Origin of the sequence: Bradyrhizobium hereditatis (genome assembly GCF_020329435.1) — a bacterium.
Lineage (GTDB): Bacteria > Pseudomonadota > Alphaproteobacteria > Rhizobiales > Xanthobacteraceae > Bradyrhizobium > Bradyrhizobium hereditatis.
Map to the genome: position 1 here is coordinate 186414 of NZ_JAGKJK010000005.1, position 19657 is coordinate 206070.

The 19657-nt window shown below is 61.1% G+C and carries 16 protein-coding genes; 8 read left to right on the top strand and 8 right to left on the bottom strand.

Features of this window, described 5'->3' with window-relative positions; genetic code table 11:
- Window positions 1-76 precede the first annotated feature (76 nt).
- The gene (locus J6524_RS13575; protein WP_225671207.1) at window positions 77-676 is read left to right on the top strand and encodes a gamma-glutamylcyclotransferase; all 600 of its coding nucleotides are present in this window, start codon (window positions 77-79) and stop codon (window positions 674-676) included.
- 1499 nt (window positions 677-2175) lie between these two features.
- Here J6524_RS13575 and J6524_RS13580 read toward each other — a convergent pair.
- Entirely contained in the window at window positions 2176-3147 is a 972-nt protein-coding gene (locus J6524_RS13580) for a tripartite tricarboxylate transporter substrate-binding protein (RefSeq protein WP_225671208.1), read from the bottom strand.
- A 101-nt stretch (window positions 3148-3248) separates the two neighbouring features.
- Between J6524_RS13580 and J6524_RS13585 the strand changes: the two genes are divergently transcribed.
- The 3 genes from J6524_RS13585 to J6524_RS13595 all read left to right on the top strand — a co-directional run bounded on the left by J6524_RS13585 (window position 3249) and on the right by J6524_RS13595 (window position 5950).
- Window positions 3249-4145 carry a LysR family transcriptional regulator gene (locus J6524_RS13585; protein WP_225671209.1) on the top strand — a complete coding sequence of 299 codons (897 nt, stop codon included), beginning with the start codon at window positions 3249-3251 and terminating at the stop codon, window positions 4143-4145.
- A gap of 587 nt (window positions 4146-4732) precedes the next feature.
- The gene (locus J6524_RS13590) at window positions 4733-4984 is read left to right on the top strand and encodes a hypothetical protein (RefSeq protein WP_225671210.1); all 252 of its coding nucleotides are present in this window, start codon (window positions 4733-4735) and stop codon (window positions 4982-4984) included.
- Between the two features lie 357 nt (window positions 4985-5341).
- A complete protein-coding gene (locus tag J6524_RS13595) occupies window positions 5342-5950 on the top strand; it encodes a gamma carbonic anhydrase family protein (RefSeq protein WP_225671211.1) in 609 nt (202 codons plus the stop codon).
- 260 nt (window positions 5951-6210) lie between these two features.
- On the opposite strand, the gene J6524_RS13600 is transcribed toward J6524_RS13595, so the two are convergent.
- On the bottom strand, window positions 6211-9624 hold the full coding sequence (locus J6524_RS13600) for a LuxR C-terminal-related transcriptional regulator (protein ID WP_225671212.1): 3414 nt from the start codon (window positions 9622-9624) through the stop codon (window positions 6211-6213).
- A gap of 1355 nt (window positions 9625-10979) precedes the next feature.
- Entirely contained in the window at window positions 10980-12578 is a 1599-nt protein-coding gene (locus tag J6524_RS13605; RefSeq protein ID WP_225671213.1) for a L,D-transpeptidase, read from the bottom strand.
- A 331-nt stretch (window positions 12579-12909) separates the two neighbouring features.
- Between J6524_RS13605 and J6524_RS13610 the strand changes: the two genes are divergently transcribed.
- Together J6524_RS13610 and J6524_RS13615 are read left to right on the top strand one after the other, a co-directional pair.
- The gene (locus J6524_RS13610) at window positions 12910-13422 is read left to right on the top strand and encodes a DUF2306 domain-containing protein (protein ID WP_225671214.1); all 513 of its coding nucleotides are present in this window, start codon (window positions 12910-12912) and stop codon (window positions 13420-13422) included.
- Between the two features lie 132 nt (window positions 13423-13554).
- A complete protein-coding gene (locus J6524_RS13615) occupies window positions 13555-14499 on the top strand; it encodes a sialate O-acetylesterase (RefSeq protein WP_225671217.1) in 945 nt (314 codons plus the stop codon).
- Between the two features lie 99 nt (window positions 14500-14598).
- On the opposite strand, the gene J6524_RS13620 is transcribed toward J6524_RS13615, so the two are convergent.
- Entirely contained in the window at window positions 14599-15531 is a 933-nt protein-coding gene (locus tag J6524_RS13620; RefSeq protein ID WP_225671806.1) for a LysR family transcriptional regulator, read from the bottom strand.
- Window positions 15532-15631: 100 nt separating this feature from the next.
- Between J6524_RS13620 and J6524_RS13625 the strand changes: the two genes are divergently transcribed.
- Window positions 15632-15958 (top strand): hypothetical protein, encoded by a 327-nt coding sequence (locus J6524_RS13625; protein WP_225671219.1) that lies wholly within the window; start codon window positions 15632-15634, stop codon window positions 15956-15958.
- Window positions 15959-15998: 40 nt separating this feature from the next.
- Entirely contained in the window at window positions 15999-16553 is a 555-nt protein-coding gene (locus tag J6524_RS13630) for a MaoC family dehydratase (RefSeq protein ID WP_225671221.1), read from the top strand.
- Window positions 16554-16606: 53 nt separating this feature from the next.
- On the opposite strand, the gene J6524_RS13635 is transcribed toward J6524_RS13630, so the two are convergent.
- The 4 genes from J6524_RS13635 to ftsE form a co-directional block, all read right to left on the bottom strand.
- Entirely contained in the window at window positions 16607-17017 is a 411-nt protein-coding gene (locus J6524_RS13635) for a hypothetical protein (RefSeq protein ID WP_225671223.1), read from the bottom strand.
- Between the two features lie 173 nt (window positions 17018-17190).
- Entirely contained in the window at window positions 17191-17913 is a 723-nt protein-coding gene (locus J6524_RS13640) for a YdcF family protein (protein WP_225671808.1), read from the bottom strand.
- 114 nt (window positions 17914-18027) lie between these two features.
- Window positions 18028-18999 carry a cell division protein FtsX gene (locus tag J6524_RS13645; RefSeq protein WP_225671224.1) on the bottom strand — a complete coding sequence of 324 codons (972 nt, stop codon included), beginning with the start codon at window positions 18997-18999 and terminating at the stop codon, window positions 18028-18030.
- Window positions 18992-19651 (bottom strand): cell division ATP-binding protein FtsE, encoded by a 660-nt coding sequence (gene ftsE, locus J6524_RS13650; RefSeq protein ID WP_225671226.1) that lies wholly within the window; start codon window positions 19649-19651, stop codon window positions 18992-18994. The genes J6524_RS13645 and ftsE overlap by 8 nt, the downstream gene beginning before the upstream one ends.
- Window positions 19652-19657: the final 6 nt, after the last annotated feature.

Consider the following 19657-nt stretch of genomic DNA (forward strand, 5'->3'; position numbering starts at 1 on the left):
AAGTACCCACTCCCCACAACGAAAGGTATTGAAATCACTTCGCTTTGCTGCGCCATTCTGGTAGCGGTGCGCCAGCATGGCCGCGATTTCCCTCAACGATACGGAATTGTCCACTGGCGACCTCTGGGTGTTCGGTTACGGCTCCCTGATGTGGCGCCCGGGCTTCGAATACACGGAAAGGGTTCCGGCGCGGTTGATCGGCGAACACCGCGCGCTCTGCGTCTATTCCTTCGTCCACCGCGGCACGCCGGAAAAGCCCGGCCTCGTGCTCGGGCTCGACCGCGGCGGCGCCTGCCGTGGCATTGCGTTCCGGGTTGCGGAAAAGCACCGCGCCGCGACCGTCGCATACTTGCGTGAACGCGAACAGGTCACGTCCGTGTATCGCGAAGTGATGCGGTCGGTGTGGCTGGAGAACGAGGCGCGTCAGCGCGTCAGCGCGCTCGTCTACGTGGTCGATCGCGGTCACGTGCAATATGCCGGGCGGCTATCGCTGGCAGAACAATTGCGCCACGTGCTGCAGGGGCACGGCCAGTCCGGCGTCAACCGCGACTATGTTATCGCCACCGTGAAGGCGATCGAGGCGGAAGGCTTTCGCGATTCGCAGCTGCACCGGCTGGCGGCAATGCTGCACGACCAGCATCCGCGGCCGCTTCCGGCAGAGAGCAGCGACCGGTAAGCTGGTGGTGTACTCAAGCCGAGTGAAATGAAACTCGCTGCCGCGATAGCGAGTATCCGGCATTGGAGGCACCTCCCTCATAACCGTTGATGTTAATCAGAAGCCCGATTTCATCCAGCCAAACGTCCTCGACGGTGCCTGCTTCCCTCGGTGACAGGACGGCCTTACCGATCAATTCGGATTGCGCCGCACAAGATCAAATGCGCTCTGGAACCATTTCAGAGAGTGTCCGGTTGTCCGTGGGGACGATGAAGGAACCATCGCCATGAGGATCGAATATCTTGCTGCAATTGCGATAATTGCCGCTGGTGCTGGACTGGCGCTCCATTCTGTTGGTTCGCTGCCACCCGCTGACACCGCCCAGTTGGCGACCCTGCTGGCCGAGTCCGTGAATCCGTTTTTGCATCGGTCTGGTGGCTAACACCCGTCACAGGGTCCCCGTCGCTTGCGCGCTTTGCAACCCTTCGGGGAGCAACCCTCAACCGCATAACGCTGCACGAGCGGAGCGGAGTGGTAGGACGGCAATGCGATATCTCAAACTGGTAATCCTAGTTTTGGGATCTGCGCTGATATCATCGCCCGCCTTGGCGCGAACCTGTTGCCCCGCCGGCTGCAAACCAGAGGACGATCGGTGCGTGACCACGGGTCCGCTGTGGACCAGCTGTATTCCCATCGCCTGCGCCGATGATTCTCGAAGGCCGTCCGCCGGGTCCTCTGGCCCTAAGCGCGAGCACCGAAAAAGCGCGGTGCTCGCCCGTCCGTTGCGCACAGCGCGTACTTACGTGGCCCCACGCCAGATCCCCTCGCATTGCCCACTGATGAATCCAACCCGAGCACAGGTCGACGAGGCGACCAATCAATGCGTGAACGCGTTGACCCGAAGTGCGCAGTTGCGGGCTTGCTTGTTCGAGGACGATGCCGGCAGGGCCGAAGACAAACGAACTGGCCTGAGCTGCCCCGATCGTCAAGCTGCGCTGGCTAAGCAGTGTCTAAAACGCTGCGCCAACTACGCATCGGATACGACCCATTTGGTGTGCAGCGGCAGTTATCCGAAAACCGTCTGGCATATCTCCTTTGGAGATATCTCGGGCGACGCTGGCAATTCCGCGCGTGTAGACCTCTGCGGGCCTCCGCTAAGAAGCATCTTCGCGAAAAAGCCGCCACTGGGAAAGTGATGTCGGCAGACGCAGGAACAGCATCTGATTTGTGCTGGTAGGTCGACCATGGCCTTCGACAAGAGGTGTGTAAAGTGACGCTTGGGAATGCTGAAAGCTAAAGCCGCAGACAGCCGATGATATCGAGCAGTTCTTTGCTGGGTGCGACAGCGGAAAATGAGTCCGCCCCCTCGAAGGCGTGATCGCGCGATCGCGTGAAAGGAGAGCGCCTAGCAGACGATGCTTATTCTCCCCTTTCGGCTAACCCGCGAATGTCTGCTGCTGTCCCTTACCGATGGCGTTATTTGGCCGAGCAGACGTTGGCTTCGAGGCTTGAATCGTCCTCTAATTTTGCTTTCCCAGCGATGAAGTCGCGACCTTGCCCCAGCGCGGCACCTCGCTTGCGACTAATTCTCGGAGGGCCTCGGGTGTCCGCCGCGTGGCATCGGGGATGACAAATCCGATCTCGACAAGTCGCTTACGCGTCGCTTCGTCGTCCAGTGCTTTGTTCAAGGCGTGGCTTAGCTTGGCCTGTATTTCAGGCGCCAAATTCTTGGGTGCGAAAATCGCGTTCCACGTCGAGACGACGAATTGTGGGAGGCCGCTTTCCACGGTGGTCGGAACGTTAGGGATGACGTCGGCGCGGTGCGGACTCGCGATCGCGATTGCTTTCAGGGTTCCGCTCTGAATCTGGGAGATGGCGCCACTCAGCGAAATACAGCTGAAATCGACTTGGCCGCTCATCAGGTCGTTCATCGCCGGTGCGCCGCCGCGATAAGGGACGCGCCCCGTTTGAATGCCAAGGATTGATTGGAGCAGCGTGCAGAAGAGATGGGTAGGAGCTCCGACGCCGACATGCGCTTCATTGACCTTGTCGCGGTTCGCCCTCACATAGGCGATGAACTCGGCCAGGCTGTTCGCCGGGAAGTCTTTTCGCGTCACGATGACAGCGGGTACTTCGGCGGCGAGACCGACGGGCGCGAAGTCATTGATTGGATCGTATTTTAGGTCGGGATACTGGGCCGGGGCGGCGCCGTGCGTCCCCATGTTGCCCATGATGATCGTATACCCATCCGGCGCCGCACGGGCAGCGCGCGTCGTCGCCGTGGTGCCTGCAGCACCGGGCTCGTTGTCGACGACTATGGGCCGGCCGAGCGTCTTTGCCATGTGCTCGGCCAGGATACGCGACAAGGTGTCGTTCGATCCGCCGGCCGCATAGGGCACGATGAGCGAAATGGCTTTCGTCGGATAGTCGGCCCGGGCCGCTCCGGGAAGGAGGGCGAGGCTTGCGAAAAAGAGCGCGAGCAGGCGGTTCATGGAATCCTCCCAGCTTACGACTTCCTTTGATAAGCTATCCGGGGCGCGCCTTCTTAGCTATGATATGAAAAGGTCGAATTTCATACCCATCGAGGTATGACATGGATTTGCGCCAGCTTCGCTATTTCGTTGCGGTCGCGGAGGAAGGGCATATCACGCGCGCTGCGGACCGGCTCGGCATCCAACAGCCGCCGCTCAGCCGATTGATTAGGGCCATCGAACAGGACCTGGACGTAAGGTTGTTCATCCGCAAGCCGCGCGGCGTCGAACTCACCGAGGCGGGTCTGGCCTTCTATCGCGAGGCGACTCAGGTTCTTGCCAGCGTAGAGAATGCTGTCGAGACCACAAGGAGCACGGCTCGGGGCGAGAGGGGCCGCATCTGCGTGGGCGTCACGCCAACGGGACCCTTCGTTCCATTCGTGCCTCAGGTCATGCATGCATTCCGCCGCGCCTTCCCAAATGTAAACTTCACGATCGAGGAGCGCCTCAGCAGCGAGCTGCTCGATTTGGTGCGAACCCGGCGCGTCGACGTCGCCTTCCTGTGGACACCCCGTGCCGATGGACTGGTTAGCTCCCCCTTGCTGGACGATCCGCTGGTTGTTGCGCTGCCCTCGGAGCACCCGCTCGCTCGGGCTGGGGACCCTGCAATTTCGGTAAAGGCTCTCGCAAGAGAGACCTTCATCGTGTATGGGCGCAAGGACGGCTTCGGGTTATACGCGGCCACGATCATTGCGTGCCGGGCTGCAGGCTTTAGCCCCAAATTTGGACAGGAATCTCCGCGCTTGGCGTCGGCGCTGAATCTTGTCGCCGCAGGGCTTGGAGTTTTCTTTGTCCCGGATTCTATCCAGCGCATCAACATGCATGGCGTGACCTACAAGTCGCTCAAGGGGCCGAATGCCCCCAAGTCCACATTGAGCCTCGTGTCGCGACGAAACGAATCGTCTGCCGTCGTCGGCAATTTTGTTCGACTCGTAAAAGCGGCTGCGCGGGCGAACTAGGGCATGGACCTGCCTCGGCTTATGGTCGCGATGACTAATTTCCAATGCCGACGCATGTCTGCTTTTGGCCGATTGTGTTGATAAAGGCGGCTGTTGCGACGCAGATGTATCACTGATTCAGTCTGCCTAACTGGCAGAACTGAAGATCATGATGGGACATCGGCAAGTCGAACAGGCTGCGTTCCGCGTCGCGAAAAAGCACCGCGCCGCGACCGTGCCGCTTGAGCAACAGAAATTTTCGAACCCAGCCGGCCGCGCCGGCGTTCGAAAATTGCCAGTACGCAAAAGTTTCCGCACCTCGTGAACACAAATCATTTGACGCGCTGAATTTTCTCTGCGTTTAAATCATGACATTCGTCGCGGGTAAAATTGCCTGCACTCTTGAGGACCGTAATGCGCAACGCACGCACACACATCGCAGAGACTGCCGCCTGCGTCCGGCCGATCATTCGGCTGGCCGATTGGTCGTGCATGTCCGTGATGACACGGGGTCCGAATCTTCAGCTCGAAGCGGGGCTGATCCGCGAAGGAAGAGTATAACTCTCGGCGCAGGGCCGCTCCCTCCGCCGAACCGGCAGGAGGGCAAGATGAACGCCCGCAACGAAGTCAAGAGACCATCCTATCAGAGCTTGGGCGCGAGGCTTGTGCTGGCAGCGGCTCAACTGCGATTTGCCGCGTTGGTTGATTTTCTCGCGGCTCGCTGGCTGGAGCGCTGCGCCACGAAAGCCGAGGCAGCACAACGGTTGTTCAAGACCGATCGAAAGCCCACACGTGAGTTCGGGATGGGAGTGAGCCTTGTCGCCTCATCTCCAAGTTGTGATGAGCAGTTGGCGGGGTGAGGTTAGCATCAGGTTATGGAGAGAGGCTGCCCGTATGGCAGCCTCCCTTACTACCAGTATTGACCTGATACTTCCTCAAAGCAGGGCTATTCTTCAAACGCGGGTGCTTCAATGTCGACCTTTCACGAACCGAACCTGACCGACTGATCTCACGATGTTTGCTTAACGCGGGCAAAGCAGATCTGCGGGTTGCACCGTCGGACTTCGAGTTTGGACCCAAAGCAGACGCTGGCCCCTTGCACTGACGGCGAGGGCTCACCGCTCAGTAGCCATCAATCGCGACGGAACTGCCGGACGTCCTCAGTCGTTCATGGACTGTCCACGTAAGTCACATAGTCGAGACGAACGGAGCCTCTCATGCTGATTGAGCACCAGGGTAAGCGGCCGAGCATCGATGCAACCGCCTATGTGGCCCCAACCGCGGTGATCTGTGGCGACGTGACGATCGGTCCTCGCACGCATGTCTCGTTCGGGGCGGTGATTGAGGCGCATGGCGCGCCGGTGCGTATCGGCGCGCAGTGCGTCGTCCGCGAGAACCTTAACATCCGCAGCACGAGCCGGAACGCCGTCGAGATCGGCGACTATGTCCTGATCGGGCCGCAATCTTCCCTCAAGGGCTGCATCGTCGAGGACGAATGCTTCCTGGCGACGGGCGTCAAGATCTATCAAGGCGCGGTCATCGGGCGGCGAACAGAGGTTCGCATCGACGGCGTGGTGCACGTGCGCAGCGTCCTGCCGCCGAACTCGCTTGTCCCGATCAAATGGGCGGCGGTCGGCGATCCTGCTCAGCTCTTCCCGCCCGACAAGCACGAGGACATGAACGCGATCCTGGCTGGGATGAACTTTCCCGAAGAGGTCTACGGACTGGAGCGCCAGTCCGGCAGCGGCGTCGACATGGACATGAAGGAGGTCACCCGACGCGTGGTGAGCGGGCTCGCCGATCATCGCGATGATCGGGAGCTGTAGCGGTGCGTCAGCGTCACAGACCTGGGATTTCCTCAGATCGAAGCCCGCGTGCTCGCCGCGAATGCGTTCGCACTTTTCCAGCGTTCTTGTGCGGAAAAGTAGTCGTCGACAGTTGCCATGACGACGCTCCCTGATCGAGTGGGCGGGAGCGCAACTGGCGCTCTCATGACCGATAGATGCCGAAGGCCGGGCGGTGATCGGCGCCAACATTTGTACGTGGGGTACGTTCCAGGAACCAATTCGTCGGCAATCTGCACTTTTCAAGTGAGCAGATCGTGGGGCAAATGTACTACGGCATAGTGGTGACCGTGATGGACGTGACCGGCCGGGTGTTCCTCCATAGCCGCTGGGCCGACCTCAAGGATTGCCGCCAGCTCGGCGCCGTGACCGAGGAGAACGGCCGAATCGTTAAGTTCTCCCGGCTCAACGGCCGCGGTGGGGGTGGAAGCGTCAGCCTGCTTCTTGAAGCGGAATGCCGGTTCGTGGCCGGCGCCTCCGGTCACGGACGCGGGTTCGGCCCGCTGGGCGTCCGCTGATCCGTTCGCCGCGGCGGAGTGCGAAGCGTACTGCCCGTTGCCGTTGCCGCCACTTTTACCCGTAGTGAGGTCCGGTCCCGCGGGCTCGGCGGCGGCTAATGCCTTTGCAGCCGCGGATTGCGAAGCCTCCGGCGAGCTGCCATGGCCGCTACCCTTACCCAATGCGACGCCAGTTTCGACCGACTCGGTCGACCCCAATGCCTTTGCAGAGGCCGAGTGCGAAGGGTGCTGCGAATTGCCGTGGCTTGTTGTGACGCCCGATTCAGCCAGCTCGGCGGCTGGTGATGCCTTCGCAGCGGCCGAGTTCGAGGCGTGCGCTGAGTTGCTGTGGCCGACACCATGTGTGACGTCCGGTTCGGTCAATTCGCCTGCCGCCAATGCCTTTGCAGAGGCCGAGTGTGGAGGGTGCTGCGAATTGCTGTGGTCGGATGTGACGCCCGATTCAGCCAGCTCGGCGGCTGATGATGCCTTCGCGGCGGCCGAGTTCGAGGCGTGCGCCGAGTTGCTGCGGCCGACACCATGTGTGACGTCCGGTTCGGTCAATTCGCCTGCCGCCAATGCCTTTGCGGAGGACGAGTGTGGAGGGTGCTGCGAATTGCTGTGGTCGGACGTGACGCCCGATTCTGTCAGCTCGGCGGCTGCTGATGCCTTTGCGGAGGCCGGCTGCGAAGCGTGCTTCGAGTTACCGTGGCCCCCGCTATTGTCCGCTGCGACGCTAGGTTCGTCGCTCTCTAAGACCGGGGCCGAGATTACGGCGCTTTGCATGCCAAACTCGGGAAGTTCAAGCCCGGCGGTTGCGTGCGCCTTGCCCTGCCCGTTCGTCACAGCGCCGGTGTTCGCCTGAACCGGCTCCTTCTTGAATGCGGGATGTTCCTCCGTCGGGACCGTCGCGTGGCTGTAAGCAAGCTCGATTGATGATACGTGCGCCGGCGCAGTAACTGCACCATCGTCACTCTCTTCCGTTGCATAAGCCGCATCTTCGCCGAAACTGGCGAGTCTGATCGAAGCGGTGGAGCCGATGCGGTCCCGCTCGAAATGGAACCTCAAGCCGTCGTCGGCAGGCATGGTCCAGATACCAGCCACGGGCGCGCTATCGCTCGTCGCCGCTTCGATGGAAGCCCGGGCGCTGTCCGTCGTCAGAACGGTCCCATCGCTCGCGGTTGCCATCAGCAGCGCAGGATCTATTCCCTCCAAAGCCGCCGCGACAGCCGCCGCTTCCCGCTCGTAGACGAAATCTGACTCGGCAACGGATATGACTCCCTGCAAGTGGATTTCCAGCAGGCCCGGATCGCCGATATCAAGGCTGTCATCCGTCGGATTCACATAGATGATCGTTTCATTGCTCGCAGGGTTGTAGATCCAGGCAATGGTATGAGGAGGCACGGACGTGCTTGTTGATGTCAGGTGCAGGAACGCCAGCGCGCCTAAGGCCGCCAGGTTGATCTTGTCCGCCCCCGATATGAAATCGACGATGGTGTCGAACTGGTTCGAGTTGGAATCGATCGCTGACGAATAGAAAAAGATGTCATCACCGTTGCCACCCATCAGCTGGTCACTGCCATATCCGCCGATGATGGCATCGTTGCCGTTGATGGTGTCGCTGCTGGATCCTCCGTAGATCGTGTCGTGTCCACCGTCATTCTTAATAGTATCGTTGGCTGAGCCTCCATAGATAATATTCGCTAACGCGCCGCCGTTGAGGGTGTCGTCACCGGCGCCGCCATGGATAATTTGGTCCGCATTTCCTCCTGTGACGCTCTCGTGTGCAGGGGGTGCAAACGCGAGCTGCAGATGGGCGTCGTGGACAGCTGGCCCCGGAGCCAGGTTGTCATCGTCGGAGTTGACACCGCCGGCGCCATGAATGGCGATTGTCGCCACTTGCGTGGTGCTATCCAGGTTGGCGACTGTGGAGGTGTCGATCAGCGTTTCGCCCGGGTTGGGCGCCTGCGATGCTGCATGGGAGTCGTCGAGCGCGTAGATCCACGCGCCAACGGCCGGTAGGGCGAAGGCGCCGTAGCCTCCGGGCTTGTTTATCGGATTCGACGCAAATGCCAGCGACGGGAACTGCTGCTGCGCGGTGGGGCCGTCGGCTTGGCTGTTGTTAATCGCTTGCAGCAGCGGCGAAACGAAAAGATAGGGCGTGCTGGATCCAATCGGGCCGTGGCCTCTTGCCAAGTTGGAGAGAGCGGCGTGCTCAGCCGCGTGCAGCTCTTCCATTCTCGCCGCCGGGTTCGCGGCTTGGCTCACCTTGGCGGAGGAGCCTCTCTGGATGAGCGGGACTGTCTCGCCGGGATCCACCACGATAACATGCCGGAGGATCGCCTTCTTCCAGAGCTCAAATGCGGGGCGCTCAGGGTCCTTGTAAGCGGTGCTGTCGTCATCGAGGAAGGTGTTTTTCGCTTCCAACGCCTTGACGTCGTCCGAAATTGCGAACGCCAGGGCCGCGAGCGAGAGCGTGCCGAAGCTGGCGGGTCGCTGCAACAATGCGATCGTGGCGAGCACGGTCCTATTACTGATTTCAAGCTTCTGAAATATGTTGTGGAGGTGTACTTTGACAGTGCCTTGCGAAATGTTCAGCTGGCGCGCAATCTCCTTGTTCGACAAACCTTCGGACACTAATCGCACAACTTGGCTCTCGCGGTGCGTCAGCAGCCCCAGCATTTTTTCAATTTTGGCGCCGTCTATTCCCTTCCCGTTTGGCGAGAGGTCTTGAGACCGTTCCGGTGATGCACTGACGCGCTCCGTCATCAGCCTCAGGGATCGCAGAATGGTGTCGGGGTCCGCATACTTTGAAATTGCACAGCAAGCGCCGTCCGCGATTGTCAGGGTGAGATCGTCGTCTGTTTCGGATTCGGTAAAGAGCACCAGGCGAGTGGGAAGATGCTCGGCTTGCGCAATGGCGAGGATCTCGGATATCGTCACATCAGGCAACGCATTAGCAAGAAGCGCGACGTCGGGTGCCAAATTCCGAATGGCTTCCAGGCAGCTTGTTCCGGTGCTACACGACGCAACAATCTCGAAGTCGCGCTGTGCTGCTAATACCGACCTTAACCCCTGCAGAACGATCGGTTGTCGATCCGCGATCACCAGTCGGATGCAGCGCGTGAATGTTCCCTGGTTCGCGGACACAACTAACATGGGCTCGACCCCAGCGGCTCAGCGCGGTGCCGTAGTTCTCTTGCTACCCCAACGCTAAATCTGAATTGTCTGGCGCCAGCGGCCTGGGCTACCTGCCGCAAACTCATTCTCCAGGGGGAAGGCGAGCTAACTGCCATCAGTTGCGTCTTGGTGCGCTGCGAGACGTGTCCAACCCACTTAGAAGTCAATCTTACGCTCAGCATGCCCCCTTTTTGTGCCGCACCGCAAGCCCCAGATCCAGCTTGAATAGACTTGCCGGCGAGATGACCATGACTAGTTGTGCACGTCTAAGTGCGTCTGGCAAGTTCCTCATGGTGCACTTGTGTCGACCCTTTTTTCGCCCTGCCGCATCTTACGTTTATGGATCGCGAGCGAGAAGAATTGGCAATCCATGAAAAGTTGGCGCGCTGTAGACAGCTTGCCAAAGAGTACATTAGTGAACCAACGGCAACTCACCTTCGGGAACTAGAAGCAGAGTTAATGAGTCAGCTTCGCCGACTGGAGGAGAAGTAAGGCCGCCCCGGTTGCGGCCTCTTTTCACAGTGTCTCTCCTAACAACTGCGAGTGGACGTGTAGGGGCCGATGTCGACTCTTGTTCCGTAACGACATTCGACACCGGCACTTTCGATAAAGTCGGCTCAGAACCGAAAACAATCTGCTACGGGCGGGACGGTGTATTCAATCAACATCGGCACTCCCAAAGATCGCCGACATGCGTTGTCGGCCGGCGGTTTGCGGTCAATTCCTGTCGGACCTTGGCTTGAATTTTTGCGATCATGTCGCTGAACCTGGCCGGCTTGGCTCGGCTGGAAATCCCTTAAAGCTCTCCAGTCACTTCGCGCCGCCGGCTGCCGGCACAAGACGAGCATCCGAAGGAGTAGCAGGAAGTACCTTGTCGATGAATTGGCGAGTCAACGAAGCTGCTGATCTAGCATCCGATTCTATGTCTATCGGTATATAGCCGGAGGCAGGTCAAAGGCGGTAACGCTTTCCCGATAGAGGAACGCCAATGCCGCTAAAATCTTACCAAGCCTTCGAACTGACTTCGGCGGACGAAGCCATTACCCGTATCGACCTACATTGCAAGAGCGTCGAAGATGCCAAAGAACGAGCGAAACAGCTCGTCCAAGACAGGCCGATAGAGCTATGGGAAGGGCCGATGCGGATTGCCAGGTTTGAACCGGTTAATTAAAGCCTGAGCGCCGACGACTGAGTGACGACAGGTCTAACGGTACGCGCGCTTACAACAGCCGCCTCTATTTGGGTCACCGCAGCCATCGGCATTTTGGTGCCGCCATTGTCGGTTCCATTGCAAGTCTGACCCTGAGCTGCCGTGCGGGCCGGCGTACCGCGTCTCACCACTGGCCCGGCTGCATCGGATAGCCCTGTTGCATCGGATAGCCTTGTTGCGCCGGATAGCTCCGTTGCGACGGATAATAGGGCTGACCGCGCTGACGCGGATTGCTGGTTTGGGGCCCGGGATTCCAGCCGGGCTGAGAAAAGAAGCCGAAGCCGTCGCCGCCCCAGGTGCTGCTATCCGCAATGTCGACAGCGGGCGTAGGCTGGCGCGTAATGAAGCCGCCCTGGGGCTGGTTGCTCAGCACCGCGACGAACTCGGTGCGATAGTTGGTCTCGCTGCTCAGCGGCTCGTCCGAGACGATGATCGAGGACCGCGGCAATGCGGTCGGCGCGATGCGATCGAGCACATCCTGCGGGATGGTGATGCGGTCGAGCGCGCTCCTGGCGTCGTCGCCATTGTCGATCGTGACCGCGCTCCAGCGCAGGCCCGCGCCGCTCTGCGCCATCGCCGTGAACACATGCGTGCCGATCTTCTTGGCCGAGTCGCGGATCGCGATGGGAACCTCGATGGACGTATCGAATACCTCGCCGCCCCCGTCCGGCGCCGGCTTGTGCGTGTTACGCCGCACGTACAGCTTCTGCGTCGCGCGGCTGATGTAGATCGAGACGGGCTCGAGCGCGAGCTTCGCCTCGCTCGCAGCCTTGACTGTCTCAGCCTTCCTCTTATCGGCCGCCTTGGCGGCGTCCTTCGCGGCCGCCGCGGCGTCGAGCTTCGACTTCGCGTCAGCCTTCGCGGTGTCGAGCTCAGTCGCAGCTTGGGCGGCCTTTGCGGCAGCCTTCTGCTTCCGCTCTTCGGCGTGCGCCATGGCCTGGTCCGTTTTTGCGGCAACGAACGCCCTGTCGGCGAACGCAAGCTCGGCGTCGGCGCTTCTTTTGAACCCTTCCAGCCTGCGCAGCGACGCCGCGAGTGATGCTGTCTCGCGCGCCGCTGCCGCGGCCACCTTCTTCGCCTCGTCAGCCGTCTTGACGGCCTCTGCGGCCTCGCGGGCCAGCGTCTCGGCGCGCGACGAAGCGGCCGCGACGGCCTCCGCTTTCGGCATGAACAGTGCCGGGTGGGAAATCTCGACCGGAGCGGCGTCGTTCGGTGAGATGATCACACGCATGCCGATCCGAGTCTTGTCGAACAGCTTCTCCGCAAAGCCAAAAGGCATCCGAATGCAGCCGTGCGAGGCCGCATAGCCGGGCAGCGGCCCGCCGTGCAGCGCGATGCCGTTCCAGGTGATGCGCTGCATGTTCGGCATCTCGGCATCGTCATACATGTTCGAGCGGTGGTCCTTATTCTTCTCGACGATGGCGAAGATGCCGGCCGGCGTCTCGCGTCCCGTGGTGCCGGTCGACACCGGCGCGCGCATGATCCAGCCGTCGGCGTCGTAGAAAGTGACCTGCTGGCTCTTGATCGACACGATCGCCATGATCGGCTCGCCTGCATCGCGCGGCGCCGTCGCCTCGGTTGGTGACGCGGGGCGCGCCTGTCGCGCCGCGGCGGCGGCAGTCAACGCCGTAAGTAGCGCCATCGCCGCGAGCGTCACGATCGTGGGAGTGCCCCAACGCCGAATCGCCACGGTGGATTGCGCCGTCGCCAATCGAGTTGCCATTGCCATGTCCCGGTTGAAATGCCTGTTAGCGCGTGTCGAATAAAGTGTGTCAGATCGCGATTCTTGAATCTACCAACCATTCACGCCGCCAATCGTCGCAGGGAAGTATCGGTGCGACGCGGGGCAAATCTTTGTCCGAGCAGGAGGATAGGTGGCTCGCGGGCGAAATTGCCACAAAGCCGACATGGGATCGGGAGCACTCAATTACGGCGTCCGGTCAGCCGGAACGATGCCCGCTGCGAGGTGTTGTCACCTGTAGCCGGGAAGGAGGGCCTTCGCTGGCGCACGCCTTTGTCCCCATTCTCTCTGAAGCGGCACAGAAAGTGATTCCGTGGCCCAACCACAGCCGGTCTCGTCCGATATCGCTCCGGACCTCGCGCCGGATATCTATGAAAGAATCCTGGCCGTCGCCGCCATCATTCTGTTGCTGCTGGTGATGACTGCGCTTGTTCGCGGGATTGATCATTGGCGCTCCATGGAGCCGCTGATCTGGGGCCATCTCGCCACGGTCATGATTCCGCTGGCGATCACCCCTGTGCAACTGTTACGCCGGCGCGGCGACCGCGCTCACCGCATCCTCGGTTGGATCTGGTCGGTATCGCTCTTCATCACCGCAGTCGCTTCCTTTGGCATACGGGATATCAATGAAGGGCAGCTGAGCTTCATCCACTTATTCTCAGTAGTCACCATCGTGTCGGTGCCGCTGCTGGTCCTCGCTGCGCGGCACCATCAAATCGCCCGCCATCGTGGCACGGTTCGAGGACTTATCACCGGCGCTCTGCTTACGGCGGGCTACTTCACGCTCATTCCAAACCGAATGCTCGGCGGATGGCTCTGGAGCTGAGAGCAGCCGCTGGTCAACACCACGATGAGAACACGGCGTCAGAGTAGCGCACCGTTCGCCAAGACCCTTTCGCGCCATCAATCGTTGCGCTAATTAACCCAAACGCGGGGGGCCAAGTTTGCAGGTGCTCGAATGCATGTGTCGCGCGCGCGCTTTTTGTTAGCGATTCTTGTATTGACCGCGACGTATTTGTTTGGAGCGTACAGCGCGCGCCATCAACTATTTCCCTTCCCGCTTCTTCAAGCGCTGAAAACTCGCGCGACGGCTCCCGAGGACCTCTACACATTTGATCAAGTGGGACGGCTCGCATCGGGCGATCAAAAGAAAGCGGTCGCCTGCCCGCAGCAGACGGACCGTACGGCCGTGCTGCTTCTGCTCGGGCAGTCCAACGCTGGAAATCACGGGGGGCAACGGTTCCGCTCGGAACACGGAGAGAAGGTTGTCAATTTCTTCGATGGGCGATGCTATATCGCCGCGTCGCCCCTGCTGGGATCTGACGGTATCGGCGGGGAATATTGGACCCAGCTCGGCAACCTTCTGCTGGATCGCGGATCGTTCGACCAGGTCGTACTGGCTCCCGCGGCCGTAACTGGCTCCGAGGTCTCCCGTTGGGGGCCGGGCGGGGATCTAAATGCTATCATGACCAACACCGCGAGCCAGCTGAAGCAGCGAGGTTATCTCGTGACGCACGTCCTCTGGGTCCAAGGTGAGATCGACTACGTCAAGGGAACGACCGAGAAGGACTACCGCGATCGCTTCGTATCGCTGGTTAGCTCGTTGCGGTCTCATAGCGTCGCAGCGCCGGTATACGTTGCCGTCGCGACCAAATGCTTGGGAGCAAGCAACGGCGGAACGCGCTTCCACTCTGCCGACAACGCGGTAGCCCGCGCTCAGCTGGCGCTTCCCGATCCCGGCGCCAATCTGAGAAGCGGAGTCAATTCAGACGCCTTGCTTGACGACCTGGATCGGTACGACGATTGCCATTTCGGCTCTTCGGGAGAGCAGAAGGTCGCGAGAGCCTGGGCAGACCTGCTCTCAAGTGCTCCTGAGCCCGGGCCAAAAACCGAGGGGCGATGAGCGGCGCCACGGCTCTATGACAGCGCACGAGGTGATCCAACAAACGTGTGACAGTGTATGGAGCGCTGCATGAGTCCGCCGGCGCCAAACTAATCGAGCTTAGAGGTCCGCAACGAGTTGGATCACCAATCGCCGTAACCAGATGTGAGCCGGATCGTGATCGTAAGAAGCATGCCACAGCAATGAAACCGCTACCTCGCGCAATTCCAACGGAGGCGGGCTGAGACTGAGCCCGAGCTCGGCGGCGAACAAGCGAGCCAGTCGCGCGTGCATAGTCACGATAACGGGTGCGCGCGCCACCAAGGACGGGACGGTGAGGAAACGTGGCGTGGTCAAGACGACCGAACGCTGCAGTCCAAGCTTTTCCAAAGCTTCGTCCACCACACCACGCGCGCTGCGTCCGGGTCTCAGGCTAGTCAGGACATGAGGAAGCCGCACATAGTCGTCAAGCGAGATTGGCGGTACAATCCCGGTCCTTTCGGCGCTGAACATGCACAGATAAGTCTCGGTGAACAGCCGACGCCGCTTATGGTGGGCCTGGCCCTGCGGGAACACGTCATAGCCGATTGCGAGATCCAGTTCGTCGGCGTCGAGACGATCCAGGAGCGGAGAAGAGCCGATATTGTAGAGCCGCAGATGGATGCCCGGAGCGACCTCGCGCAAGCGCGCAAGGAGCGCAGGAATTACCAGGATTTCCATGCTGTCTGGCAGTCCGAATCTGAAAGTTCGCGCCGCCGTCGCTGGATCAAATGCCTTGTCTCGCGACACGAGCGACTGGATCTGAGCCAACGCGGTTCGCACCGGCTCAACCAACGTCATCGCTCGTGGGGTGAGGCGCAGGCCGTCCGGTCCCCGCGTCAGAAGCTCGTCATCGAACAGTTCCCGCAGACGCGCGAGGTTGTGACTCATTGCCGACTGGCCAATGCCGACGCGGGCGGCAGCGCGCGTAACGCTACGTTCCGTGAGCAGCGCATCGAAATGAACCAGGAGATTCAGATCGATACGAGCTAGATTGACGGCATCGATATCCATTATCGATCCAATCTGTTTGATCGATAATGATAACCCGACCATCTTCTGCGGCAAGGGAGCGGCGGGCATGGGCTCGCCGCCCGAACCAAAGGAGATTGCCATGTTTGTACGAAGCGCGCTTTTCGCCGCCGCATTTATCCTGGCTTCGCTAGGGGCCGCTCAAGGTAATGACCTACGGCCGATCGAGGGCAAAAGCATCGATCTCGGCGACGTGTCCGGCATCGCCTACTATACCGTCGAACCCGACGGCTTCCACGTCGTAACGACCCTCGCGCAGGGCGAGGCGGGGGCACCAGTCCGCATCGTCTCTGTCCTTGCGCCGGGCCAGAGCGTGGTTTTCTCAACACCCCAGCCAGCAGCTAGGCTCGAAATCAGCCGGAAGGGCGACGAGGTCGTCGTCCGCAAGGCGAACGCGGTCTCGAACTGAGTCTTGAGTCAATCGGCGGCCAGAAGGAGCTTCCTTAGACATGATCACGCCTCAACTGCGCGGCGAACCTGTAATGAGAACCCTCTCAGACCAGCTCTATCTTGACGATCTTCATGTCGGACAGCGCTTTACGAGCGAGGCACATACGGTTGACGAAGCGCAGATCAGGGAGTTCGCGGTTCAATTCGATCCGCAGCCCTTTCATACGGACACGCAAGCCGCTGAACGCACGTTCTTCAACGGCTTGGCGGCGAGCGGTTGGCACACAGCCGCGATCACGATGCGTCTTAATGTGGAGAGTGGTCCGCCGATCGCCGGCGGCATCGTCGGCGCCGGGGCAGAGTTGAGCTGGCCGACGCCGACGCGTCCTGGAGATGTTCTCCACGTTGAGAGCGAAGTTCTTGAAATTACGCCATCGCGCTCGCGACCCGATCGCGGCACGATTGTCCTTGTCAGCCGGACAATAAACCAACGTGGCGACGTCGTTCAAATCTTGAAGGCCAGGCTGATTGTTCCACGCAGAAACCGTTCGGCTTTTAGTGCCGCGACAACATCGGCAGCGCGTATCACCCCATCTGCCGAGAGGGTTCAGTGACCCACTTACGAGCGGTTCACCTGGATGCCAAGGTTGCGCTGCCGTCGCCCCAACTAGGCGGCAAACGCCCATACGATCACGAAGACAACTCCGATCGCGGTGAGGCCAAGCGAAACCGCAACCAGCGGCAACAGCACGTCAATTGCCGCATCCCTGGCGCGGAGCCGCGCACCCCAGACCGCAAAATCGCCGTCTGACCAATCGTGGAACGAGGTTGGCTTCGCTTGCCCCTCATGGGGCATCTGAAACTTCTTCCAAACAAGAGACAGCGTCCATGGCAGTGCGATCGCGACGGTGAACAATACGGTCACGAACATCAACGACAGACTGACATCGCTCGAGCGATCGAACAAGACCCAGGCCATCAGTGCGAACCACGCGATCAGGCCGACCGCCGCGCGGTAGATTCTGGGATGAAGCTGATCGAACACAGGTTTGTTGTGGGCGATAAGTTCCCTGCTCATGACATGCCTCTGCGGCCGCGAAATCGGAGTCGCCTACGGCAGCAACCGTGGCGATTCGCGGAGGTTTCGTTAAATATCGTCCAGCTCGCGCGGCGCTCAGGGAAAACGTCTGAACCGCGCAAATTCCGCTTTGGGAGGCAAAGTCCATGGAGCCGGACGCATCATTCGCGGGTTTATTGCGCGTCCTTGTTGGCTTGCGCGGTCGCCGGCCGGCCCGGCGCTGGTGTGGGCGGATCGAACGTTTCCGGCAGCACCTCGATGCCGACGTCGGCCAGCCGCACGCGCACTTCAGCGGCGACATATTTCGCATATTCCGACAATAGCAGCCGCAGCGTCGCGCCGCTGGTCCACCACGGCTCGTCGCGCCAGCGCTCGCCGATCACCGCGAACGGAATCAGCGTGACGTCGGGCATCGCATGCGACAATTCCAGGATGGCGCGCGGCATGTGGTAGTTCGACGTCACGACGATCAGCGACTTGAAGCCGCGCTCGCGCGCCCAGCGCCGCGTCTCCGCGGCATTGCCGCGCGTGTTGGCGGCAGAGCGGTCGAGATCGACGCAGCAGCGGAGCAGCGCGTGGTTGTCAGGCAGCGAGCGCGAAATGTCGCTCACTGCGTTGGTCGGATGCACGCCCGAAATCAGCAGCCGCTTGCCATAGCCAGCGGCCAATAATTCCATCGCGTCCGACACCCGTGACGAGCCGCCGGTCAACACCACGATGCCATCGGCATTGCGTGCCGGCTTGATCTCGACGCCGCGTAGTTGCGAGAGAAAGGCGATGAAGCCCACGGCCGCGCCGACAAACAGGATTGCCATGGCGACGATGGCCGCGCGCAGCCATCCGCCCGGCGGCGTGGCCTGCGCCCTCGGCGTGCTGTCGTCGTCCTGCAAGCCCATGTGATCCGGCAATCCCATTCCTACACAATTCTAGAAGGTTTTTACACGAAGTGGAGTCCCGGGCCCGGGTCGAGTCCGTGACTTACTTCACTGCAAAACGCCACCGCTCCCGCGTCAATCGATGTCATCCAGCGTGGCGAACAGCGTTCGCCGCGAAGCCCAGGCGGTAATGGCCGCGATCGCCACGGCCTGCGCGGCGAGCGCCAGATAGCCCGAGGGCGGCAGTGAAAACGTGCCGAGCAGCGCGGCGAATTGATCGCCGACCGGAGTACCCGAGAACCAGCCGGCAATCGATTCGGAGAAGCCGAAACCCAGCATCGCGGCGCCACCGCCGATCACCCCGCCCTCGAGGCCAAGCCGGAGAAAGTGCCGCAGGAAATGGTTGGCGATATAGCGGTCACCGGCGCCCACGAAGTGCAGCACCTCGACGATCGGGCGGTTCGCCGCCATCGCGCCGCGCGTTGCGAACGAAACCGAAATGATCGTTGCCACAATCACCAGCGCGAGAATTCCAATGCCGGCGAATACGGTCGCCCCGGTCATCGAGCGCATGCGCTCGATCCAGGCGCGGTGATCGTCGACGCTTGCCGATGGCGCCACCTGCGTCACAGCGCGGCGCAAGGCCGCAAGATCGAGCGTCGTGCCGGGCTGGACGCGCGCGACAATGACGCGCGGCACCGGCAACTGCTCGATCGACAGGCCGCTGCCGAGCCACGGCTCCAGGAGTTTTGCCGAATCGTCCTTGCTGAACGGCTTGACCTGAACGATGCCGGGCTGCGTCCGCATCGCCTCCGCGGCTGCAGTCACGTCGCGATCGAGGTCGCGACCTCCTTGCGGACGCACCTGAACGGTAATTTCGCTCGCGACTTCCGACTGCCATTCCGCAGCCGACGCGCTGACCAGCAGCACCGTGCCGGTGGTGATGGAAGCGAGGAACGTCATGATGGCGACGACGGCGACCAGCGCGCGGCCGGAGATCGAGGCCCGCGGCACGATCGGCGACATGTTGCGCGCGCGCGCCGGCACCTGCGGGCGTTCGTTGCCGAGATCGACCAGCGGCCCGTGCTCGTCACCGACCCTACTCATAGATGTGCAACCGTCCCTGGTGCAGCACCATCCGCCGCGCCTCATACTGATCCATCAGTGTGATGTCGTGGGTCGCGATGATGACCGCGGTGCCGAGCCTGTTCAGTTCGATGAACAACCGCAACAGGCGCCGGCCGAGTGTCGGATCGACGCTGCCGGTCGGCTCGTCCGCCAGCAGCAATTGAGGTCGCGAAATCACTGCGCGCGCAATCGCGGCGCGCTGCTTCTCACCGCCCGACAGGATCGGCGGAAGCGCATCCATGCGCTCGCCGAGGCCGACCCATTTCAGAAGATCGATCACCTCGCGGCGGTAGCTGGATTCCTCGCGGCCCATCACGCGGAACGGCAGTGCCACATTCTCATAGGTCGTCATGTGATCGAGCAGGCGAAAATCCTGCAGCACGATGCCGATCTTCTGGCGCATGTCCGCAACTTGATCCTTGCCGAGCAGCGACACATCCTGACCGAACAGATTGACGAGGCCGCGCGTCGGCCGCAGCGACAGGAACAACAGCCGCAGCAGCGACGTCTTGCCCGCGCCCGAGGGACCGGTGAGAAACTGGAAGGAATGGGCCGGAATCACAAAAGAGAGGTCGCGCAAAATCTCCGGGCCAAGCCCGTACCGCAAACCGACATTTTCGAACCGAACCAAAGCTCA